Source organism: Alloalcanivorax xenomutans, from assembly GCF_900217905.1.
Taxonomy (GTDB): Bacteria; Pseudomonadota; Gammaproteobacteria; order Pseudomonadales; family Alcanivoracaceae; genus Alloalcanivorax; species Alloalcanivorax xenomutans.
In genome coordinates this window covers 21,915-44,792 of sequence record NZ_OBMO01000019.1, presented here as the reverse complement: position 1 = coordinate 44,792, position 22,878 = coordinate 21,915, and the positions used below count along the sequence as shown (strand labels likewise).

Sequence of the window (22,878 nt, the reverse complement as noted above, 5' to 3'; positions counted from 1 at the left end):
TCTTCGCTTTGCTGAACTCAAAGGCAGCGGCTTCGTAGTGGCTTTTTCAGGAGCCAGGCCCTCTACCGACCAGAACATGCTGTAGCGCCAGCTTCAGCTTCATCGGTTTTACCGGCTTATACAGCAACATATAGCCGTGGGTGGCGCAGCGCTGCTTCAGTTCCTGTTCACGGTCGGCGGTGAGCATGATCACCGGTAAGGGTTCGCTGCGTGCCGCGTTGATCTGTCCGGCGACGGTCAAGCCATCGTCGGTGTCCGGGTCCAGATGGTAATCCATGATCAACACCTGAGCATCCCCCGCGCCAACATCCACCTGCTGGCGCAGTTCCGGCAGGGATTCCGCCGCCACCACCTGGCAGCCCCACTGTTCCAGTAAGGTGCGCATACCGGCGCAGATGGCTCTGTCGTTGTCCACCACCCAGACCCGCAAGCCGGTCAAAGCGGAACGCTCCTCCGAGGACTGCGCCAGGGCCTGCTGGCCGGCCTGACTCAAAGTGGTCACGGGCAATCGCAGCAGGAACCGGGAACCCTGGTTTTCCCGTGATGTCACCGACAACGGATGCTCGAGAATACGGCTGATCTTTTCCACGATGGATAGCCCCAGCCCCAGACCGCGCTCGTGATACTCCACCGCCCTCTTGCCGCGCTTGAACTCCTGGAAGATGGAACCAATCTGATCCTGGCCGATGCCAATGCCCGTGTCCGCCACCCACACCTCCACTTCGGCGCCACGGCGACGGCACCCCAGCAGCACCGTGCCACTGTCGGTGTAACGGATGGCGTTGGAGAGCAGGTTGCGCATGATACGGCTGAGCAGTTGTGGATCCGAACGCACCACCAGGGAGGTGGGCACATAGCGGAAACGGAGCCCTTTCAGCGCCGCCATCTGTCTGAATTCTTCCGCCAGCACATCCAGCAACTGGCTTAACGGGAACGCCATGGTTTCCGCGGTGACCACCCCGGCATCCAGTTTCGAGGCATCGGACAAGGTGGTGATCAGCGATTCCAGATCGCGCAGCGCGGTGTCGATATGATTCAACATCGGCGACGCCCGTTCATCGGAGTCTTCCTGCAAGGCGCTGGTGAACAGACGGGCGGCATTGAGCGGCTGCATCAGATCATGACTGACCGCCGCCACGAATTTGGTTTTCGACAGATTGGCCTGCTCCGCTTTATCGGTGGCCTCTCGCAACCGCTGCTCCACCCGGCGGCGCTCCTCGATCTCCGCCATCAGTTGGCGGTTGGTTTCGCGCAGCGCCTGGGTGCGCTCACGCACCTGCTGGGCCAGGACCACGGAATGCTGAAACGCCGCATAGGGGGCGGTGGGGGCCATGCCGCTGCCCTCCACGCGTTCGATCAGAGCATCGCAGATCCGCCGGAGGCGGGCATTCTCCGCCATCAGACGCGCCTCGTGCAGATCCCAGGGGGACTGGCGGGCGTTGTCGGAATCTTTGCTGGTGTCAGCCATTACCGGCGCCAATCTTTCGCCCAATCACCACGCCGGTCAGGGTGTGATTGATGTGCATGCCGTTATATTGCTCGCCATAGGTGCAGAACCCCACCACCCGGTGCTGGCGCAACAGCTCCGAAGCCTGGGGAATCTCCTCATCGGCCTCCAGTTCCGCCCGGCGCAGACAGCAATCACAGCCGATCACCACCCAGGGCGGCCCGAGCCGCGACTCAATGTCATCCAGCGTATTGGTGAGATTGTCGTGCAGCGAGGCATTGCGCATGGCGGTAAGCACGATGCCGTTCTCCACCGCGCAATAGAACGACAAGCTCATGTCCCGATTAGCCTTTTGAATGGCGCGGGCGTAGTAGTGATCGTTGATGCGTACCGCCAGCGGGTAGCGGGCGAATACCACATCATCGAGCTGTTCCACCGGCACCCCGACCAGACGGGCATAGGCCAGTGCCGCCGGTTCCGCGTCCAGTTCGTGCACCACCCGTCGTTCGGCATCGGCGGCGGTGACCACCAGCTTGGGCGTGGATGGGTGCAGATGGTGAGTGCTGAAAACCTCGAAATCCAGCGCCGTGCTGATCATCACGACGATGGCGGCGTCGCTGTAGAAACGGCCATCGCAGTAGACATAAGTTTGCGCCAGACGATAGTCATCGCCGGCGGAGCCGCCGAAGCTGGGAATCGATCCCAGTGCCGCATTCAGCGTGGCGATGACGATCTCCTCGTTCACCGACAGCCCATCGAGCAACGTCAATACAAAGGTATTGTTCTCGTCGGGCGTCAGGCCCTGGGCCCGCTCCCGGCATTGTGTCAGCAGACCATCGGTGAGTTGCTGGGCGTCGAGCAGGCCGAAGCCGTCCATGTGCTCGATCAAATGATGGCCGGCGGAGAAAAAGCGGGCATCGAAGCCGATCGCCACCAGTGTATTGCGATCATAACCACGGGCGGTGATTTCCCCGGCGGAGGTACAGCCACATAGGGGCAAATTCTGGAATTCGCCGTTCAGAGCACCGGCGAGGCGGTCCAGATCGTACTCGATGGAGCAAAAAAACAGCACGAATCCCAGATTGGGATGAATCAGACTCTCAGCGATCTGGCGCGCCGCCACCTGTTCGTCGCGGGCGTCGCTGTAGGCGGTCAACACCGCCTGTGGCGGGGCAGCGGTCATGGTCTACTCCCGGATACTTGTTGTTATTTACCCGGCTTTCGTTACCCGGTTCATGCGTTCCCGGCGGCCGAGGCTACCGGGGACTCACCGCCGAATCCCGCGCCGTTACCGAAGGCGCTTTCAGATAGGCGGAAAAATCGATATCACTGGCGGACAGGATCGCCTGCACGCGATTGGTGGCGCCGAGCTTGCGCAGTATCGCCGAAACGTGAGCCTTGACGGTACTCTCGGCGATATTGAGCTTATAGGCGATGACCTTGTTGGATTCGCCCTGGGCCATGCGCTCGAACACCTGCAACTGTTTGCGGGTCAGTGTCTCCAGCAACGCCGGCAGGAATGAGGGGTCATAGCGCCCCATTGCCGCCCCGGCCCCTTCCGCCCGGATAATATGCGAAGGCAGATACACCGAGCCGTCAAGAATCTGCCGCAGCGCCTGAATCATCTGTTTGCGGGGCGAGGATTTGGTAATGAAACCCACCGCGCCATAAGTGATGCATTGCAAAATAACGCTTTTTTCTTCTTCCGCCGAGACGATCACCGCCGGTACCGTGGGAAATTCGTTGCGCAGCCGCACCAGGCCACTGAGCCCCTGCATACCCGGCATGTGGATATCCAGCAGCACCAGGTCCAGGTCGTCGTTGTCGGCCACCAGGCGCAGCGTGGAATCCAGATCCGATGCTTCCAGCAATGTGGTGCCGGGGAAACCATCGTCGATGACGCGGGCGATGGCTTCACGAAACAGCGGATGATCGTCGGCAACCAGAACCTGATACATGGGGGTTCCGCTCCTGCCTCAATCGGTCCAAGGTCGGAGTCCCCGCCCGCGGCGTCGCCGCCGGCCAGGGACACTTATACCATCGAGCATAGCACAGGGTTTTGACGGGCCTCGCCATCAAATGAGGGAATTAGCCGAAAGTACTATAAGGACGCGACTTAAGGATTAGCGGAACGCCGGCGAGGAAATCACGGGCTTGCCTCAGTAATCCACCACCACGCCCTTGGGATCCTCGGAGCCGCCACGCAGGCGGAAAGTCCCTTCACCGAATGCCAGCAACCGGTCGTTGGCATCCAGCACTTCCATGGACGAGTTGAAGATGCGGTTGCCGCCGGCCCGCTTCACCCCGATGGCGCGCACCAGACCGGGACCGGCCTGACCGGTGAAGGTAGTGGTCAGCGACAGGGTCAGCGCCTTGCGCACCCGCCCCGGATAGGGGCAATAGGTGCCGGAACAGGCTCCGGACACGTCCAGCAACGTGGCCAGCACACCGCCGTGAATCACATTGCCCAGATTGAGGTGTTTCTCCACCACATTGAGCCCCAGCACCACCCGGTCTTCTTCCCACTCCAGAAAATGGAAGCCAATGGTGCCCAGAAACCCGTGTTTGAATTTTTCCGCGGCCTGGTTCAGGGCCGGCACCGCGTCCGGCGTCAAACTACTGCTCACTCATTACTCTCCCGGACCGGACGCGGGGTCGGATCACCGCCCATCACACGTCCCGGCCCTGCAACATTTCCTTGACTTGTCCCACCAGCTCCTTGAGCCGGGGGCCGAGATTTTCCACCAGAATCCGCCGGCTCAAGCGCAGCGAGGAACCGCCGCAATTGAACGGGATCACGGTGGAGTCGTTATCCAGCACCAGGGGAACCCCGACGGCGCTGATATCGCGGTTCCATTCCCCATCGGAGGTGCAGAAACCGTATTCTTCATATTCGCGATAAGCCCGCTCCAGCCCTTTCTCCCACTCCGGCCAGCCTTCCGGATCGTGCTCGCGGATCAAACGGTGATGAGTGGCGCGATCCTCTTCGGAGAGACCGGCCAGATAGGCCCGGCCCACCGCCGACCCCGCCATCGGCACCCGTGATCCCACGGTCAATCGCAGTACCAGCGGCCCACTGCCCTGGCACACCTGGATGTAGCTCATCCACGGACCATTGGGGGCGGCGATCGCCACCATGCAATCGGTGGCGTCGGCCAGGTCCTGCATGAACGGTCGGGCGATATCACGGACGCCTTCGCCGGCCAGATAGCGGTAGCCCAAATCCAGCACGCCGGGGCCAAGCCGGTACTTCTCCAGCCGCTCCACATAACGCAGGTAGCCCAGTTGCGTCAGGGTGGCGGTCATCCGCGATACCGTGGGACGGGGAATATTGGTGCGTTTGGCCAGCTCCGCGTTACCCAGGTAATCGTCGGAGGGACCGAAACAGCGCAGGATTTCCAGTCCCCGCGCCAGGGCGGTGACGAAATTCCGGTCTTTCTCCGCCGACTGGGCCTCTTTACCCATAGGGGCTCGTCGCATTGTGTTCTTTCCTCGGTCAGGCTTCGGGATTATGGCGAGCGGGTTTATCCCGCTCTTTCTTTATGAATGAATCTTATAGTTGTCGATAAAAGCGCCAAATATACCAGACTAGCCCGGTACCCGCGTCAATCAGACTTTCATACCAGGCAGGTTCAACGAGGCGGTATTACCACCGTCCACCGCCAACGCCTGACCGGTGACGTAACTGGCGTCGTCGCTGGCCAGGAACGCCATGGCGGCGGCGATTTCGGAAGGGCGCCCATAGCGGCGCAGTTCGCAACGGCTGCCCAGCTTTTCCTCTTTGTTGTTTTCGCGGGCGTAATCGAATACCGGCTTGGTCATGCCGGTCTCGATCAACCCCGGGCAGACCGCGTTGACGCGAACGTTATAGCCGCCCAGATCACAGGCGGTGGTTTTGGTCAGGTTGATCACGCCGGCCTTGGAAGCGCTGTAGGCGTTCCCGCCAGCGCCGGAGCGAATGCCCGCCACCGAGGCGGTATTGACGATGGCACCGCCGCCCTGCTCTTTCATATAAGGCGCCACCGCGCGGATAAAGAACATGGGACCGAGCAGATTCACGGAAAGGATGGTGTTCCAGTTGTCGGTGTTGTTGTCGGTCACCGGAGAGTGATCGTTACCGGCGGTGCCGGCGTTATTGATCAGAACCTGGATGCCACCATGGGAAGCGGCGATGTCATCCACCAGCGTCTTCACCGCCTGCTCGTCGGCCACGTTCACTTCACGCAACGTGGCCTCGGTGCCGGCGGGCAGCGCCGCCCGGGTTTCCTCGAGGCCGGCCAGGTTACGGTCCACCAGCACCAGGCGCGCGCCTTCCTCGGCGAAACGCAAGGCGGCGGCACGGCCAATGCCACTGGCGGCACCGGTGATCAAGACGGTCTTCTGATCGAAACGGTTCATACACTCTCCTCGTTTGTTATTCGGAACCGGGGTGGTGGAGACCACGACGCAACGCCAGGGCTGAAACAGGGTCAGCGGAGCGGTTCTGATTGGGAGCGTCCGGGTAAAAGGCGGTGTCGGGTGAAATCGTCACCGGGTCGAGACCGATTCCCTGTTGCGTTGGGGGTTCCTTGGATTGTCGTTTTCCAGGAAGATGACATGAGCGGGCCGGCCGGTCAACATTTTGGAATAGTGTTTCATTAATTTGTTTTGACCCTCTGGCCGCCCCGGGGGCATTGTATTGCCCCTGTCCTCTGAATAACTGTATACCACCAAATAACAAGGAGCACTCTCATGGAGAATCTGGCTCGGTTTTATATTAATGGCGCCTGGGTAAAACCCGGCGACGACGCCCGGGAATACCCCGTCATCAACCCCGCTACCGAGGCCTCCGAGGGCACTCTGTATCTGGCTGGCAAAAGCGACACCGACCGTGCCATCCAGGCCGCGCGCGACGCGTTCGACGACTTCGCCGCCACTCCGGTGGAAGAGCGTCTGGCGCTGCTGGAAAAAATCCTGGCCGCCTACAAACGCCGCCTGGACGACATGGCCGACGCCATCAGCCGGGAAATGGGCGCGCCACGCCACGGCCTGGCCGCCAAGGTGCAGGCCCCCACCGGTCTCGGCCACCTGGCCACTGCTCTGGAAGTGGCACGGAATTTCGAATTCGAAACCAACACCGGCAAAACCCTGATCCGGCATGAGCCGGCCGGCGTGGTGTCCATGATCACGCCCTGGAACTGGCCCATGAACCAGGTCACCTGCAAGGTCGGCCCGGCCATCGCCGCCGGCTGCACCATGATTCTCAAACCCAGCGAGTTCGCGCCGCTGTCGGCCTGCGTATTCGCCGAAATCATGGACGAAGCCGGAGTGCCCGCTGGCGTCTTCAACATGATCTATGGTGACGGCGCCGAGATCGGCCCGATGCTCTCCTCCGATCCGCGCGTGGATATGGTGTCCCTGACCGGCTCCACCCGTGCCGGGGCGTCGGTGAGCCGTGAAGCCGCCGATTCTTTCAAGAAGGTGTCCCTGGAACTGGGCGGCAAATCCGCCAACATTCTGACCCCTGACTGTGATCTGGAAAAAGCGGTCACCCATGGCGTCATGTCAATGATGACCAACACCGGACAGAGCTGTAACGCACCGTCCCGCATGCTGGTGCCGGCGGACAAACTGGCCCAGGCCGAGGAGATCGCCGCCAAGGTATGCGCCTCCATCAAGGTGGGCCCTTCCGCCGAGAAGGATACGCAGATGGGGCCCATCGCCAACGCCCGCCAGTTCGAGCGAGTGCAAACGCTGATCCAGCGCGGCATTGATGAAGGCGCCAAGCTGGTTTGCGGCGGCCCGGGCAAACCGGAAGGTCTGGAGCAAGGCTACTTCGCCCGCCCCACTGTGTTCAGCGAAGTGAACAATCAGATGACCATCGCCCGTGAGGAAATCTTCGGGCCGGTGCTGACCATGCTGCCCTACAACACCATCGACGAGGCGGTGGCCATCGCCAACGACTCCGACTATGGACTGTCCGGCTATGTCTACGCCGCCGACAAGGACGAGGCCGCCGCCATCGCCCGCCGTCTGCGTACCGGCATGGTGCATCTGAACGGAGCTCAACTGGACCTCAACGCGCCGTTCGGCGGCTACAAGCACTCCGGCGTCGGCCGTGAATGGGGCAGCCACGGCCTGGAGGAGTTCACCGAGGTGAAATCCATCATGCTGTAATACCCAAGCGCAGTTGGATCGTGGTCCTTTCTTTATATGGGGGGACTCTGTATGAGTGACCTTGTATGAAGAGGACCGCGATGCCTGCTCCCCACCCATACCCTCTTCCACGCCCCTCTTCCACGAAAATGAGAAACGGAGGCGTCCCATGACCGTCTCTTTGTCCGATATCACCAGAGCGGTGGAATCCTCTTACGACGGCATCTGGATCACCGATGCCATCGGCAACACCCTGTTCATCAATGAGGCCATCTGCCGCATCACCCGCCTTAAACGGAAGAATGTGGTTGGCCTGAACATGCGCACCCTGGTCGATCGGGGCATGTTCGACGTCAGTGCCACCCTGCTGGCATTGGAGAAGCAGGACGTCGTCACCATCCTTCAACACGTCAGCACCGGGGTGGAGACCATCGTCACCGCGACACCGGTATTCAACACCGACGGCACTATCGACAAAGTCATCTCCAACGTGCGCGACATTACCGAACTGAGCGCGCTGAAAGAAAAGCTGAAACGGGCCGAGGCCCGCAACCTGGCCTATCAGAACGAAATCGCCCACCTGAAATCCCGGCTCGACGAAGACGGCAAACTGATCGCCGAAGACCGGACCATGCAAGCAGTGATGCGCCAGGCCGAACGTATCGCGGCCTTTGAAACCCCAGTGTTACTGCATGGCGAACCCGGATCCGGCCGGCATCGTCTGGCCCGCTGGATCCATGATCACAGTGAGCGGCGACACCAGCCGTTCATCAAACTCGGCTGCGGCGCTTTGCCCGAGGAGCGGTTGGAGCGGGAACTGTTCGGCAGCGAGGAGACCGACGACACCCAGGGCGCGGCGCGGGTGCGGCCCGGCCTGTTGGAGCTGGCCCGGGGCGGCACGCTCTATCTTGAGGATATCGCGGCCCTGCCGGTGGCGATCCAGATGAAGCTCGCCAATGCCTTCGCCTGCGGAGTCCATTATCGCCACGGCGGCAACAAGCCGGTTGAACTGGATGTGAGAGTGCTGTCCTCCAGCACCGACGATCTTGAGCAGCAACGCCGTCATGGCCGTATCCGCGACGACTTGTACTACCACGTCAACGTGTACCGTATCGACATCCCGCCACTGCGCCAGCGCCGCAAGGACATTCCGCTGCTGGCCCGTCAATTTCTCGACCAGTTGGCGAAACGCTACGGCAGGAAAATCGGCATCTCCACGGCCCTGTTGGCGAAACTTCGCGATGCACCCTGGAATGGCAATATCCGCGAATTGCGCAATACCATGGAGCGCCTTTATGTGAACAGTGAAGGCCCCACCATTGTCAGCGGCCTGTCACCAGCGGAAGGCGCCCCCCATGCCGCGGAGGGCACGCTGGAAGAGGCGTCGCTGAAACGCATCCTGGAAGACACCGAACGGCGGGTTCTGCAACAAGCCTACTCACGGTACGAAACCACCTACGGGGTGGCCAATGCGCTTGGCATCAGCCAGACCTCCGCGGTGAGAAAAGCGCGCAAGTACGCCATCAAGGTGCGCCAGCCCGGCCGGCCAGGACTGGCCTGAACGTCAGTCATCGAACTCGAAGCTGACGGGTTGGGGACGGGTATTGGAAAAGCCCGTCACCGGTCGTTTGCTGCTGTCATCCATGACCAGCCGCGCCACGTCCGGGCGGGCGTAATGCCCAACGCAGTCGATCATATGCTTGGCTTTGCGGATATCCCCCAGATCCAGGTCCGCGTAGACAATGCCTTCCTGGTCGATCATCGGCGTACCAACGGGCTCGCCAAACGGGTTGTACACCGCCGCGATACCACCGCCCACGGCGAAGGTGTCCTTCAGTTCTGGGCACAGCTGATGATAGAAGCGCACTTCCTCCGCGCCGATACAGGAAGACGACGCCACCACGAAAGTCTGCCCTTCGAAAGCGATGAAGCGGCACACGGTATCGATGGTGCGGGTCCGGTCGCGTGGCTGGCTTTTGAAATTGGAGCCGGGCCAGTTCGCCACATGGATCTGCAGCCCCTGGCTATAGAGCGCGTAACGAGACAGTGCCATGGAGTTCTCGTAACAAATCAGGCCGCCCAACCGCCCTATTTCGGTGTCCAGCACCAGCAGATCGCTGCCGTCGCCTCGGCCCCATAACGTGCGCTCCTCGCCAGTGGGCACCAGTTTGCGGCGCAGGCCAATCAGATCACCGCGGTTATCGATGAACGCCTGGCTGTTGTACAGAGTATCGCCACCGATTTCATTGATACCGATGACCACGTGAATATTACGGCGGCGCGCCTGGTAGCAGATCGATTTGAACACGTCACCGTGCACATCCACCGACTCCCCGGCCAAACGCTCGTACAGCTCGAGACGCTTGACGTTATCCACCGCCATCCAGATCCACCACGGATACATGGGCAGGAAGGTCTCCGGGAAAACCACCAGCGAAGCGCCTTTGTCCGCCGCTTCGTTGATAATGTCGCAGCACTTGTTCGCCGTGGCCTCCAGATCGAAGATCACCGGGGACGCAATCACCGTGGCTATCTTGTGTTTCATCGCCGACCTCGCTCGTCGTTATTGTTGGATCATTCGAGCTTAGCCGCCGTCGGGCGATGGCTTCATTACCGGAATCGAACCGCTTCTGGTTTGATTTCGGGAGGGCGTGGGAGGGGTTGAAGGCGCCGTCCTGTCGAAACGGTGCGTGCGCGGGAAAAGAGTCGCTTTCTACTCAATAAGTTTATTTTGACTTATTGGATTCGCCTGCGGGGCAGCCCCCTACGAGGGCTCCGCAGAGACCTCCGTAGGAGCCCTTTATTTATTAAGAAAATTCAGCGCCAGACCGGGCCTTTCCCACGGCACCGCCACCAACCTTCCGGAGCTGGACAGGGTGATATAAGCGGTGCGCAAATCCTCGCCTCCGAAGCAGATGTTGGTGGTGATGGCATCGTCGGTGGGGAAATGACGGATGCTGGAGCCGTCGGGAGCGAAAATGGTGATACCCGGGTTGAAGATGGTCGCCACGCAAACATTGCCGTCCCCATCCACCGCCAGGGAGTCAAAGAAGTTCAGCCCCGCGGGGGAGCCGACGAAGCGCCCGGGAAAGGGCCCCGGCGCCCGTTTGATTTCCCCTTCCCCGGCGATCTCGAAGGCCCACAGACGACCGGGAATGGTGTCCGCCACGAATACGGTTTTCTCATCCGGTGACAACCCGACACCATTGGGACTGACGATGGGGAACACCACTTCCTTGACCATGGAGCCGTCGGCCCTGGCGTAGTACAGACCACCCCGGTCCTGGGTACGGCCACGTCCCTTACCCAGATCGGTGAACCAGAAACCACCGGCTTTATCGAAAACGATATCGTTGGGCCCCTTGAGCGGTTCGCCGTCCACCTCGGTGTACAGTACTTCAACCTTGCCGGTGCTCAGGTCAATGCGTTCGATGCGGCCACCGCTGTAGTCCTTGGGCATATCGCCGGGAAACAGCAAGCCGTTTTTTTCGTGGAAGCGCATGCCACCGTTGTTGCACACATAGCAGGCGCCATCGGGGCCGATGGCGGCGCCATTGGGGCCACCGCCAGGCTCGGCCACCACCTCCTTGCGGCCATCGGGCAACACCCGGGTCAGGCGGCCGGCGGCGATTTCCACCAGAATCACACTGCCGTCGGGCATGGCGATGGGACCTTCGGGAAACTGCAGGCCCTCGGCGATCACGGTCATCTCGGACATACGGCTCGTCCTATGTTTGTTATGGAATCGACGGAAGCCTCAGGGGTTCTCGTTGAACATGGCGATACGGCCGCCATCCACCACCAAATCATGGCTGTTGATGAAGGAGCCTTCATCGCTGGCCAGGAACACCGCCGCATAAGCGATATCATCGGCAAACCCGGAACGGGGCATCGGCGTGGCCTTGGCCAGGTTGGCCTGCAACTTGGCCATTTTCTTTTCGTTTTCCTCATCACTGAGGTTTTGAGCGCGCTGGGAACCGCCCCAGAAGATCGGCGTGGCCACGGCGCCCGGCGAGATCGCGTTGACGCGGATGCCATAGGGGCCGAGGTCCGCACCGGCCAGACGGGTCATGTGCGCCACCGCCGCTTTGGCGGCGGAGTACAGATACCCACCCTGGTTGCGGCGATGTCCGGCGATGGAGGCGTTGTTGATGATGGCACCGCCACCGCTGTCCTTCATCACCCGCGCGGCGTGCTTGATACCGAATGCCGGCGCGCCCACCAGCAGCCGCATGATATGAGCGAATTCGGCTTCGTCGAAGGACTCGTAGGAAGTACGGTCACCGACACCGGCATTGTTGAACAGGCAGTCCAGACGGCCAAACTTGTCCACGGTGAAATCCACCAGGGCGGCGATATCCTCTTCCTTCATGACGTCGGTGCGTTTGAACACCGCGCGTTCGCCCAGTTCCTTGGCCAGTTCCTGACCCTTCTCCTCGGAGCGGCCAGCCAGCACCACGGTGGCGCCCTGCTCGATGAAGCGGTGCGCGGTGGCTTCACCAATACCACTGGTGGCACCGGTAATGATCGTGATTTTGTCCGCCAAACGATTGCTCATGATTGTTCTCCTATATGAAGTCCAACGTCGAACGTTCGACTTGTTTGTTGCCTTAAAACGCCGAAACTCCGCCGTCCACCGCCAACGCCTGACCGTTCATATAGGTATTGGCCGGTGACAACAACATCATCATCACGGCGACGATTTCCTCGGGGCGGCCCAACCGTTTCATTGGCGAGCCGGAGGCCATCATCGACAGTGTTTTCTCAGCGTCATCGCCGGAGGCGATGCCGTCGCTGCCTTCCAGCATCGGCGTCAGCGTGTAATAGGGGCACACGGCGTTGACGCGAATATTGCGCCGGCCGTAGTCCACCGCCGCGGTGCGGGTGACACCGATCACCGCGTGTTTGGCGGCGGCATAGGGCGCCAGCTTGGGCGCGCCGCCGATACCGGCCATGGAGGCGGTGTTGACCACGGCGCCACCTCCGGCTTCGATCAACGCCGGCAGCTGGTATTTCATGCCGAAGATCACGCCTTTGACATTGACGTTGATCTGCCGGTCCAGCAGGGCTTCGTCGATGTCGTGCATGGCGACGAAATCATGGGCGATGCCGGCGTTATTCACCGCCATATCCAGGCGGCCGAACTCCGTCACCGCGGTGTCCACCATGGCCTTGCAGTCCGCTTCCCGGGATACATCGCAACGCAATGCGCGCACCGGAATATCCTGCCCGGCCAATTCCTCAGCCACCTGCCGCAAGGCGGTTTCATTGATATCCCCGATCACCAGGGAGGCGCCACGACGCCCCAGTTCCTCGGCCAGCATCTTGCCAAAACCACTGGCGGCGCCGGTGATCAGTCCCACCTTGCCGGTGAAGTCCAGCATCGGATCCATGGTACTCTCCATACTTTCTGTACTTTCCCGCAGTCCTATTCTGAGGCGTCGTTCTGACGCCCCGCCCGGCCGGGATCAGATGGTGAACCCACCATCCACCACCACACATTCGCCGGTGACATAGCTGGATGCGTCGGACACCAGGTACAGCACCGTGCCCGCCATTTCGCGCGGCTCGGCGTGGCGGTGCATGGGGATCTGGGCGATGGCGCTGTTGTAGATTTCTTCCTGCTCGAACAACGCGCCGGCGAACTTGGTTTTGGTCAGACCCGGCAGCAGAGCATTGACCCGCACATTGAACTGAGCGCATTCCTGGGCAAAGGACTTGGTCATGCTGATCACCGCCGCCTTGGAGATGGAATAGATGCCCTGCATGTTGCCCGGAGACAGACCGTTGATGGAGGCGGTATTGACGATGGCGCCACCGCCATGGTCACGCATCAGTTTGGCGCCTTCCACGGACATGTAGAAATAGCCGCGCAGGTTCACGTCCACGGTCTTGTCGAACGCGGTGACCGGGGTATCGAGGATATGGCCGAAGTACGGGTTGGCCGCGGCATTGTTGACCAGAATGTCCAGCTTGCCGTGCTTTTCCTTGATGAAGCTGAAGATGGCTTCGATCTGCCCCATTTCACCGATATGACAGGCGAAAGCCTCGGCACTGCCGCCGGCTCCGTTGATCGCATCCGCCACCGCCTGGCAGCCGTCGATCTTGCGGCTGGAGACGATCACGTGAGCGCCCTGCTCCGCCAGCAGCTTGGCGATTTCTTCACCGATACCACGGCTGGCGCCGGTGACCAGGGCAATTTTTCCAGTCAGATCAAACAGGTTGGTGCTCATTCATGCTCTCCTTAAAAATTCTTGGAAGGACCTTTTGGAAAGGTCTCTGGAATCCCGCAGGGCGGCAACGCCGCCCTTCCTCCGGCAGGCCTGCTGCCACGGCGGCTTCGAAATCCGCATCAGCGAAGTGCTATCTCAGGCGCCCTCGCGGACCACCTGCATGGCCATCTGTGATAGCGGCTCCACCACCTGAGCGGCCCATCCGGCGGTTTTGCTGGAAGCGTTACCGTCCAGAGCGCGCTTGGCCACGCCCTGGGCAATCGCCGCCAGTCGGAAGAAACTGAACGCCAGATAGAATTCCCAATGGTCGATGCCGTCGATACCACGCCGTTCGCAGTACGACGCCACATACTCTTTTTCCGAGGGAATACCGAGGGCCGCCCGATCCTTGCCCTGCAGGCCGGACAGGTTGCCGCTCTTCGGCGGCATGCGCAGCTGCATGCATTGATAGGCCAGATCCGCCAGCGGATGCCCCAGGGTGGACAGCTCCCAGTCGAGCACCGCGATGACACGGCTTTCCTTGGGATCCCACATCATGTTGTCCAGACGATAGTCGCCGTGTACCAGCGAGACCTGACCGTCATCGGCGGGCTGATTCGCTTCCAGCCAGGCCATCAGCTCTTCCATGGCTTCGATGCGATGGGTTTCGGAGGCCCGGTACTGTTTGCCCCAGCGGCCCAGTTGGCGTTCGAAATAGTTGCCGGGCTTGCCGTAATCGGCCAGCCCCACCGCCGCCGGATCAACGCTGTGCAAAGCGGCCAGCACGCGGTTCATTTCCGTGTACATGGCGGTACGCTGGGCGTTATCCACTTCGGGAATCGCCGCGTCCCAAAAGATCCGGCCTTCACAGAACTCCATCAGGTAGAACATGGAGCCAATCACGTCACGGTCCTCGCACAGATGGAATACCTTGGGCACGGGCACTTCGGTGTTCTTCAGCGCTTCCATCACCCGGTATTCCCGGTCCACCGCGTGGGCGGACTTGAGCAGCTTGCCCGGCGGCTGCCGGCGCAGTACATACTCGCCGGAACCGGCCTTGATGCGAAAAGTGGGATTGGATTGACCACCGGCGAATTTTTCCGCGCTGACCGGGCCTTTGAACCCGTCCACATGCTGTTGTAAGTAGTCCGCCAGACGTTCGGTATCCAGGGTATCCACCTGGGACATGCGATTCCTCCTTATGCCGATACGCAAAAGCCGGCAGCGTCGCTAAGCGACGCTACCGGCGATTGTTTCAACGTAACTCAGTGATAACCGAATGTCCGGTTTCAGCCGAGTTGTTTGGCCAGATTACGGCCCAACTGCATCATATGCACCTGATCCGGACCGTCCGCCAAACGCAGGGTACGGGCGTAAGCGAAGAAACCGGCCAGCGGGGTATCCTGGCTCAGGCCCACGGCACCGTGAATCTGCATGGCACGGTCGATCACCCGCAACGCCATGTTCGGAGCGATGATCTTGATCATGGCGATCAGTTCCTTCGCTTCCTTGTTGCCATAACGGTCCATGGCGTCCGCCGCTTTCAGGGTCAGCAGACGGGCCTGTTCGATTTCGCAGGCACTCTTGGCGATATCCTCTCGCACGGAACCATGTTTGATCATCGGCTGACCAAACACCACGCGCTCATTGGCGCGCTTGCACATCAGTTCCAGCGCGCGCTGGGAAGCGCCGATCAAACGCATGCAGTGGTGAATCCGGCCCGGGCCGAGGCGGCCCTGGGCAATTTCGAAACCACGCCCTTCACCCAGGATGATGTTTTCCTTCGGTACGCGCACGTTCTCGAAGATCACTTCGGCATGGCCTTCCGGCGCGTCCACGGAACCGAGCACCTGCATCGCCCGTTTAACGGTAACACCCGGGGTTTTGGTGGGCACCAGAATCTGCGACTGCTGCTGGTGGCGGTTGGGGTTGTCCGGATCGGTCTTGCCCATCACGATCATGATTTCGCAAGACTTGCGCATGGCGCCACTGATGTAGAATTTGCGGCCGTTGATGACGTAATCGTCACCATCACGGGTGATCGAAGTTTCAATGTTGGTGGCGTCGGAAGACGCCACTTCCGGCTCGGTCATGGCGAAGGCGGACCGGATCTTGCCTTCCAGCAATGGCTTGAGCCACTGTTCTTGCTGCTGGGCGTTACCGTACTTGGCCAGCACTTCCATGTTGCCGGTGTCCGGGGCGGCACAGTTGAACGCCTCGGAAGCAATGTGATGGCGGCCCATCAGTTCGGCCAGCGGTGCGTATTCCAGGTTGGTCAGACCGGCGGTGAAGTCTCCGTGCTCACGCGGCAGAAACAGATTCCACAGTCCTTTTGCCTTGGCTTTCTCTTTCAGCTGGTCCAGCACCGGCGGCGTTTCCCAGGGATTTTTCGCCAGTTGCTCTTCATAGGTCGGTTCCGCCGGTACCACTTCGTTATCGATGAAGTCGCGCACCTGGGCGATCAGTTCCTTAACCTTGTCGGAATACTCGAAGTTCATTTCTCTCTCCCCGGGGTTGGCACCCCGTGTCACTGATTACGGCGTGTTTGTCATCACCGGCGGGGCCGGATCAGGTATAGGTGACGGCGTCCTGCCGGTCTTCGCGGTCCAGGTGCGGAACCTGATTGAACGCGGACAGACGAAACGCCTTCTGGTTGAAGAACCCTTCCGTGACGCTGGTGTTACGTATTTGCAGATTCAGTTCCACCACGGTCTCGTCAGCGGTTCGGAGCAAATGGTGCATCCACATGGCAATGGCACCGCCGGAGCTGACCACCAGCACCCGGTCGTGATCGCTGTAACGGCCCTGCAAATGGGTCATGGCGGCGGCCACACGATCGGAGAACTGGCGCCAGGTCTCCGGCAAATTGCCGCTCAGACGCTGTTCCCGCCATTCCACCATGGCCCGCTTGAGCAGGCGGTAAAAAGCGGCGACCGGCGCACCGGGCTCCGGCATTTGATCCGGGTAGGCGCTGAGATAGGCATCCACCAGGGCATGAAACTGGAATTCATTGAGGCCAGGCTGCCGGTCGGTGGGCAGGTCCTGCCCCAACCCTTCGCAAATACCGGCGCCGGTTTCCACGTGACGCACCAGATCGCCACTGATCAGAGCATCGAAGCGCAGGCCCCGCTCGCGGAAATACTCACCCAGCCAGCGGGATTGTTGGTGTCCCAGATCAGAGAGCTTGTCGTAGTTCGCCGCGCCGAAGGACGCCTGACCATGCCGGATGAGATAGAAACGGGCCATGTAACGACTCTGCCTGTGAACAAATGATGGTCACAGCCTAGAACAGGGGGGAAAGTTAGTGAAATTGATATTTTGAATTCCAGCGCATTAGTTTGATGCATGAAGATTTGGGCATCCGGTTTTTTTCCTGTTGCGGAACGAAACCGAATTCCGATATTTTCCCTAGCCCTGCCCCCTACAAATGATGCCAACCGGGAGACCGAAATGAGTTCACTAGAGCTGAAAAGCGGCCACATCCGCGTTACCGAGCACGACGCCCTGATACAGGTCACCCTGGATCGCGCCGACAAGCTGAACGCGCTCACCGCCGAAATGTACCGGGATCTGGCCCGCGCCGTGGACCATTTCCGTGACCGTGATGACCTCAACGCCCTGTTGATCGACGGCGACGGCCGCTCCTTCTGTGCCGGCAACGACATCGGTGATTTTCTCAACGCCGACCCGGAATCCCGCAAGAACGGCAAGATCAGCCCGGCCATGGAGGTGGTGCATCGCCTTATCGACCTGGACAAGCCCGTGCTGGCCGCCGTCCAAGGCAACTGCACCGGTATCGGCACGACCCTGCTGCTGCATTGCGACCTGGTAATGGCCGCCGACAGCGCCCGTTTCTATACCGCCTTCATTAATCTGGGCCTGGTGCCGGAGGCCGGTTCCAGCCTGATTCTCCCAGGCCTGTTGGGTCGCCAGAACGCCAATCGTCTCCTCATCGCCGGCGACACCCTGAGCGCCGAGGAAGCCGAACGCATGGGCCTGATCGCTTACCGGGTGAGTGATGAGGAACTGCGCGAGCGCGCGCTGGAACTGGGCAAGAAGGTAGCGGCCAAACCGCCGCAAGCAATGCAGTACACCAAGCAACTGACCCGCCACGGCGCCGACGCCATCCGTGAACAGATCAAACGGGAAACCGTGCTGTTCGCCGACCGTCTGTTCAGCGACGAAACCCGCGCCATTTTTGACCGGTTCCTGAATAAGTAAGGCAGGCACGACGGCACCTTCCCATTCGCGGCCAAGGCCGCTTCTTCCCACAGGGACACTAAGGAGTCGCCGTGGGAAGCGGCCTTGGCCGCGGAGTCAGCAGGCTATCCCTTACCCGGCACCACGACGCCGGCCAGGGCCACCCGCACCACTTCCTCGACAACCTCGTCCCTCGCCCCCGGCCCGCTTTCCCGGCGCGGCTGGTACCAATTGATCACCGAGTTGAGCGCTCCGAACAGGGGCTTGATGGCAATGCGTGGCTGCTCCGCCCGTAATTTGCCTTCACCGATGCCCTGCTCCAACACCTCCAGGAACATTTGTTCATAACGGCGGCGGCGATTCTGCAGACGGGTCAGTTGGGCTCGCTGGGCTCGGGTGGTGCTGATGCGCAAATGCATTTGCACGCCTTCGGCCACCGCGCGCTGATAATGCTGGGTCTGAATCAGGGAATGAACGTGGGCCGCACTCATGGCCCGCAGTTTGCTCACGGCGTCATCCGTGCCCTCGGACAAGGGCTCCACGGCCTTGAACAACGCGTCCATGCCGATCTGATGGATCTCGAAGAACAGATCCGCTTTAGAGGAGAAGTAGTGATACACCATGCCTTTGGTGGCGCCCAGGCGACTGGCGATGTCGTCGATGCTGGTGGCGTTGAAGCCACGATCCATAAAGCAGCGCGCGGCGGCATCCAGGATGGTATCGCGGGGGCTCGCGGTGAGGTCGATGTCCGTCATGGTTCTGGTTATTCCCTATTGGGGCTTTGGAAAGGCCTCATTCTGCCACAGCCGGTGAGGACCGACATATTATTGGCGAAAACGGACATTATGACCTATTCGTTCCAATCTTTGCATTGGCCTAAGGTCTACGCTCACTTGGCGTTGAAGCCTTTAAATACGCCCTCCCGCCTCCATCGGGCGGCATGTCGCTTTTCACCAATGACACAACTGCCTTTGCCAATGGCGTTTTTCACACTGGACGCTCCACACCCCGCCTCACATACTTCCGGCCGTGTCCATAAATGAAAAACTATTTCAAAAGAGGAGGTGGACGGTGTCGGACCTTGAACAGTTCCGCGCGGAAACCCGGGAGTGGTTGCAAGCCAACTGTCCCGAAGAAATGCGCCAACCCGTACGCGGCCCCGAGGACCACTGCTGGGGCGGTCGCAAATGGCAATTCCAATCCGACGCCCAGCGTGTCTGGATGGAGCGGATGGCCGAGAAAGGCTGGACCGCGCCACAATGGCCGCAGGAATATGGCGGCGGTGGTCTGACGCCGGAACAGGCGGCGATCCTCGATGAAGAAATGAAGCGCATCAATGCGCGTACGCCGGTGAGCAACTTTGGTTTCTGGATGCTCGGCCCGGCGCTGCTGAAGTTCGGCAGCGACGAACTCAAGCGCAAACATCTGCCGCCGATCTGCCGCGGCGAAATCCGCTGGTGCCAGGGCTATTCCGAGCCGAATGCCGGTTCCGACCTGGCCAGCCTGCAAACCCGCGCCGAAGACAAAGGCGACCATTTCCTGGTCAATGGCCAGAAGATCTGGACCTCCTACGCGGATAAGGCGGACTGGATTTTCTGCCTGGTGCGCACCGACCCCAACGCCACCAAGCACAACGGCATTTCCTTTGTGCTGTTCGACATGGAAACCCCGGGCGTGACCACTCGTCCGATCGAGCTGATCTCCGGCGAGTCCCCGTTCTGCGAAACCTTCTTTGATGATGTCAAAGTAGAAAAAGATGCCGTGGTCGGTGAGCTGAACCGTGGCTGGGACGTGGCCAAGTATCTGCTGACCCATGAGCGCAACAACATCGGCGGCGAGCCGCCGGGCTACCTGAAAGGCCGCGCCCTGGGGCCGCTGGCCGCCGAGCACGTGGGCACCGAGAACGGCAAGCTGGCGGATAGCGCCCTGCGCGCCGACATCGCCCGGCTGGAAACCGACCACATGGCGTTCCGCGCCCTGGTCGCCAAGGTGCGCGCCGAAGCGGAAGCCGGCGAAGGAGTGGGTGCCTTGTCCGCGGTACTTAAATACTACGGCACCGAGCTCAACAAACGCCGCTATGAGCTGATGATGGACGCCATGGGCGCCGAAGGCCTGGAATGGGAAAGCGAGCGCACCCAGGGCGGCATGTTCGCCAGTGAGTGGCTGCGTTCCAAGGGCAACTCCATCGAAGGCGGTACCTCCGAAGTGATGCTGGGCATCGTTTCCAAACGGGTACTGGGTCTGCCGGACGCTTAAGGAGCCCTTTTCTGGGAGTAAAGAATATGAGACTGAACGACGAACAACAGATGCTCCAGGACTCCGTGGCCCGGCTGATGGCCGACAAGGGCCCGGTGTCCCGCCTGCGCGAACTGCGTGACAACCGCGACGAGAAAGGCTATGACCAGCCACTGTGGCAGGCCATGGTGGAAGCGGGTCTGACCGGCATTCTGGTGCCCGAGGAACACGGCGGCATCGCCTTTGGCCTGGTCGGCGCCGGCCTGGTGGCCCAGGAAATCGGCCGTAATCTCTCGGTGACCCCGTTCCTGTCCACCGCGGTATTGGGCGCCACCGCTTTGAGCACCGGCGCCACCGCCGAGCAGCAAAGCCAATGGCTGCCGGCCATCGCCGAAGGCACCGCGCTGGTGGCCCTGGCCGTGGACGAAGGCGCCAAGCATCGCCCCGACAACCTGAGCACCCGCTATGAAGGTGGCAAGATCAGCGGCGACAAACTGCTGGTTCTGGACGGCCACGTGGCCGACCTGCTGCTGGTCGCCGCCACCGACGGCAGCGGCAGCGCCCTCTATCTGGTGGATCCGAAGGCATCCGGCGTCACCATCGAGCGGACCATCATGGTCGACAGCCGTAACGCCGCCCGCATCCGCTTCGATAATGTTGACGCCGAACCCATGGCCGATGGCGCCGCCGCTCTGCAGACCGCTCTGCGCGCCGGCCGCGCGGTGCTGGCCGCGGAACTGGCGGGTCTGTCCCGGGAGGTGTTCGAACGCACTCTGGGCTACCTGAAAGAGCGCAAGCAATTCGGCCGCCTGATCGGTACTTTCCAGGCATTGCAGCATCGTGCCGCGCAGTTGATGATCGATGTCACCATGACCGAAGCGCTGGCGCTTCAGGCCCTGGATGCCTGCGACAACAACGCCGACGATGCCGATGCCCAGGTGTTCGCCGCCAAGGGCAAAGCCGCCCGCACCGCCCTGCTGGCCGGTCAGGAAGGCGTGCAGATGCATGGCGGTATCGGCATGACCGACGAATTCGATATCGGCTTCTTCCTCAAGCGTGCCCGCGCCGGTGGCGAAACCCTCGGTGACGCCAACTTCTGCGCCGACCGCTTCGCCACACTCGGCGGTTATTGAACCCGCACGGGAGCGGGCACGCCCGCTCCTCCAGTGACGATCAGGAGACAATAATATGTTCAACAACAAACTCAGCGTCGAACAACTACGGGCCAAGGTAGGCGAGGATCTGGGCACTTCCCGCTGGTTCCCGGTATCCCAGGAACGCATCGATCAATTCGCCGACCTCACCGAGGATCCGCAGTGGATCCACATCGACCCGGAGCGGGCCGCCAAGGAAACACCTTTCGGCGGCACCATCGCCCACGGCTTCCTGAGCCTGTCCCTGCTTTCCGCCATGGCCATGGACGTGGTGCCCGGTGTACAAGGCACGGTGATGGGCATCAACTACGGGTTCGACAAGATTCGTTTTCTCAACCCGGTACGCTCCGGCTCTCAGGTGCGCGGCCACTTCAAGCTGGCCCAGGTGGAACCCCGGGGCGACAACCAGCTGTTGATCCGCTATGCCATTTCCGTGGAGATCGAAGGCGTGGACAAGCCCGCCATCGCCTGCGAATGGCTGAGCCTGGTGGTATTGGGTTAAGCACCGCGGTTGACCCGGTGCGCGAGGAAAAATCAGGAGAACATCAATGAGCATTAATTTCGAAGGCCGGGTGGCAATCGTCACCGGTGCCGCCAACGGCCTGGGCCGATCCCACGCTCTGGAACTGGCCCGGCTGGGCGCCAAGGTGGTGGTCAATGATTTCGGCGGCGCCCGCGACGGCACTGGTGGCTCCAGCGAGGCCGCGGAAAAAGTCGTGGCGGAAATCATCGAAGCCGGCGGTGAAGCCATTGCCAACGGTGCCGACGTATCCAATCAGGAACAGGTGCAGGCCATGGTCCAGCAGACCCTGGATCAATGGGGCCGCATCGACATCCTGGTCAACAACGCCGGTATCCTGCGCGACAAAAGCTTCGCCAAAATGGAGATGAGCGACTGGGACAAGGTGATCGCCGTGCACCTTACCGGCTCCGCCATCTGCACCCGCGCCGTCTGGCCGGTGATGCGTGAACAAGGCTACGGCCGGGTGATCATGACCACGTCCACCTCCGGTCTGTATGGCAACTTCGGCCAGACCAACTACGGCGCCGCCAAGATGGGCGTGGCCGGAATGATGAACACCCTCTGTCTGGAAGGCGAGAAGTACGACATCAAGATCAATTGCGTGGCTCCCACCGCCGCCACCCGCATGACCGAGGATCTGATGCCCAAGGAAGTGCTGGCTCTGCTGGAACCCAGCGAGATCACTCCCGCGGTACTGTTCCTGGCCAGCGATCAGGCCCCCAACCGTCGCATCCTGCTGGCCGGCGCCGGCTGCTACGCCACCGTGCGTCTGATGGAGAGTGAAGGTATCTATCTGCAGGAAGGCGAGCGCACGCCGGACGCCATCGCCGCCCATTTCGAGGAACTCGCGGACATGAGCAACGCCCGTGAAATGCACAACGGCGGCGAACATGTCTCCAAGATCCTGACCAAAGCCGCCCAGGCCAAAGGCATTAAACTGGGCTAACCTGAACCCCCTTTTATTTGAGCAAC

General features: G+C 61.0%; 22 protein-coding genes. 7 read left to right on the top strand and 15 right to left on the bottom strand.

Features of this window, described 5'->3' with window-relative positions; all coding sequences use genetic code 11:
* Positions 1-46: 46 nt before the first annotated feature.
* The 6 genes from CRO06_RS15275 to CRO06_RS15250 all read right to left on the bottom strand — a co-directional run bounded on the left by CRO06_RS15275 (position 47) and on the right by CRO06_RS15250 (position 5,845).
* Positions 47-1,468: an ATP-binding response regulator gene (locus CRO06_RS15275; protein ID WP_097058801.1), complete on the bottom strand. Its 1,422-nt coding sequence runs from the start codon at positions 1,466-1,468 to the stop codon at positions 47-49.
* The gene (gene nosP / locus CRO06_RS15270) at positions 1,461-2,630 is read right to left on the bottom strand and encodes a nitric oxide-sensing protein NosP (protein WP_097058800.1); all 1,170 of its coding nucleotides are present in this window, start codon (positions 2,628-2,630) and stop codon (positions 1,461-1,463) included. Before nosP ends, CRO06_RS15275 begins: the two co-directional genes overlap by 8 nt.
* 73 nt (positions 2,631-2,703) lie before the next feature.
* Positions 2,704-3,405, bottom strand: a complete 702-nt coding sequence (locus CRO06_RS15265) for a response regulator (RefSeq protein WP_022994042.1) — start codon at positions 3,403-3,405, stop codon at positions 2,704-2,706.
* Positions 3,406-3,606: 201 nt separating this feature from the next.
* Entirely contained in the window at positions 3,607-4,074 is a 468-nt protein-coding gene (locus CRO06_RS15260) for a PaaI family thioesterase (protein WP_022994041.1), read from the bottom strand.
* A 43-nt stretch (positions 4,075-4,117) separates the two neighbouring features.
* Positions 4,118-4,927: an IclR family transcriptional regulator gene (locus tag CRO06_RS15255; protein ID WP_031228102.1), complete on the bottom strand. Its 810-nt coding sequence runs from the start codon at positions 4,925-4,927 to the stop codon at positions 4,118-4,120.
* A gap of 129 nt (positions 4,928-5,056) precedes the next feature.
* Complete coding sequence (locus tag CRO06_RS15250; protein WP_022994039.1) at positions 5,057-5,845, bottom strand: SDR family NAD(P)-dependent oxidoreductase; 789 nt, start codon at positions 5,843-5,845, stop codon at positions 5,057-5,059.
* A 333-nt stretch (positions 5,846-6,178) separates the two neighbouring features.
* Here CRO06_RS15250 and CRO06_RS15245 point away from each other — a divergent pair, with 333 nt between their 5' ends.
* On the top strand, positions 6,179-7,603 hold the full coding sequence (locus CRO06_RS15245) for an aldehyde dehydrogenase family protein (RefSeq protein WP_022994038.1): 1,425 nt from the start codon (positions 6,179-6,181) through the stop codon (positions 7,601-7,603).
* A 148-nt stretch (positions 7,604-7,751) separates the two neighbouring features.
* Positions 7,752-9,143, top strand: a complete 1,392-nt coding sequence (locus CRO06_RS15240; protein ID WP_097058799.1) for a sigma 54-interacting transcriptional regulator — start codon at positions 7,752-7,754, stop codon at positions 9,141-9,143.
* Between the two features lie 3 nt (positions 9,144-9,146).
* Here the strand turns inward: CRO06_RS15240 and CRO06_RS15235 are convergent, their stop codons facing one another.
* The 8 genes from CRO06_RS15235 to CRO06_RS15200 all read right to left on the bottom strand — a co-directional run bounded on the left by CRO06_RS15235 (position 9,147) and on the right by CRO06_RS15200 (position 17,040).
* A complete protein-coding gene (locus tag CRO06_RS15235; protein WP_097058798.1) occupies positions 9,147-10,127 on the bottom strand; it encodes a carbon-nitrogen hydrolase family protein in 981 nt (326 codons plus the stop codon).
* Positions 10,128-10,382: 255 nt separating this feature from the next.
* On the bottom strand, positions 10,383-11,300 hold the full coding sequence (locus CRO06_RS15230; protein ID WP_063140153.1) for an SMP-30/gluconolactonase/LRE family protein: 918 nt from the start codon (positions 11,298-11,300) through the stop codon (positions 10,383-10,385).
* 39 nt (positions 11,301-11,339) lie between these two features.
* Positions 11,340-12,140: an SDR family NAD(P)-dependent oxidoreductase gene (locus tag CRO06_RS15225; protein WP_097058797.1), complete on the bottom strand. Its 801-nt coding sequence runs from the start codon at positions 12,138-12,140 to the stop codon at positions 11,340-11,342.
* Positions 12,141-12,192: 52 nt separating this feature from the next.
* Positions 12,193-12,975, bottom strand: a complete 783-nt coding sequence (locus CRO06_RS15220) for an SDR family NAD(P)-dependent oxidoreductase (protein ID WP_022994033.1) — start codon at positions 12,973-12,975, stop codon at positions 12,193-12,195.
* A 75-nt stretch (positions 12,976-13,050) separates the two neighbouring features.
* Entirely contained in the window at positions 13,051-13,815 is a 765-nt protein-coding gene (locus CRO06_RS15215; RefSeq protein WP_097058796.1) for an SDR family oxidoreductase, read from the bottom strand.
* Positions 13,816-13,950: 135 nt separating this feature from the next.
* Complete coding sequence (locus CRO06_RS15210) at positions 13,951-14,982, bottom strand: phosphotransferase family protein (protein ID WP_022994031.1); 1,032 nt, start codon at positions 14,980-14,982, stop codon at positions 13,951-13,953.
* Positions 14,983-15,083: 101 nt separating this feature from the next.
* Positions 15,084-16,292, bottom strand: a complete 1,209-nt coding sequence (locus CRO06_RS15205; protein WP_022994030.1) for an acyl-CoA dehydrogenase family protein — start codon at positions 16,290-16,292, stop codon at positions 15,084-15,086.
* A 70-nt stretch (positions 16,293-16,362) separates the two neighbouring features.
* Positions 16,363-17,040, bottom strand: coding sequence for a histidine phosphatase family protein (locus CRO06_RS15200; RefSeq protein WP_022994029.1), 678 nt, complete (start codon positions 17,038-17,040; stop codon positions 16,363-16,365).
* Positions 17,041-17,244: 204 nt separating this feature from the next.
* Here CRO06_RS15200 and CRO06_RS15195 point away from each other — a divergent pair, with 204 nt between their 5' ends.
* On the top strand, positions 17,245-18,015 hold the full coding sequence (locus CRO06_RS15195) for an enoyl-CoA hydratase/isomerase family protein (RefSeq protein ID WP_097058795.1): 771 nt from the start codon (positions 17,245-17,247) through the stop codon (positions 18,013-18,015).
* Between the two features lie 104 nt (positions 18,016-18,119).
* On the opposite strand, the gene CRO06_RS15190 is transcribed toward CRO06_RS15195, so the two are convergent.
* Entirely contained in the window at positions 18,120-18,749 is a 630-nt protein-coding gene (locus tag CRO06_RS15190; protein ID WP_014993974.1) for a TetR/AcrR family transcriptional regulator, read from the bottom strand.
* A 316-nt stretch (positions 18,750-19,065) separates the two neighbouring features.
* Here CRO06_RS15190 and CRO06_RS15185 point away from each other — a divergent pair, with 316 nt between their 5' ends.
* From CRO06_RS15185 to CRO06_RS15170, 4 genes are read left to right on the top strand one after another with little or no spacing between them, the layout of a single operon-like run.
* Entirely contained in the window at positions 19,066-20,250 is a 1,185-nt protein-coding gene (locus CRO06_RS15185; protein WP_022994027.1) for an acyl-CoA dehydrogenase family protein, read from the top strand.
* Positions 20,251-20,276: 26 nt separating this feature from the next.
* Positions 20,277-21,362 carry an acyl-CoA dehydrogenase family protein gene (locus CRO06_RS15180; protein ID WP_097058794.1) on the top strand — a complete coding sequence of 362 codons (1,086 nt, stop codon included), beginning with the start codon at positions 20,277-20,279 and terminating at the stop codon, positions 21,360-21,362.
* 55 nt (positions 21,363-21,417) lie between these two features.
* Entirely contained in the window at positions 21,418-21,885 is a 468-nt protein-coding gene (locus tag CRO06_RS15175; protein WP_022994025.1) for a MaoC family dehydratase, read from the top strand.
* Positions 21,886-21,931: 46 nt separating this feature from the next.
* Positions 21,932-22,852: an SDR family oxidoreductase gene (locus tag CRO06_RS15170; protein ID WP_014993970.1), complete on the top strand. Its 921-nt coding sequence runs from the start codon at positions 21,932-21,934 to the stop codon at positions 22,850-22,852.
* The last annotated feature ends 26 nt before the right edge of the window (positions 22,853-22,878 follow it).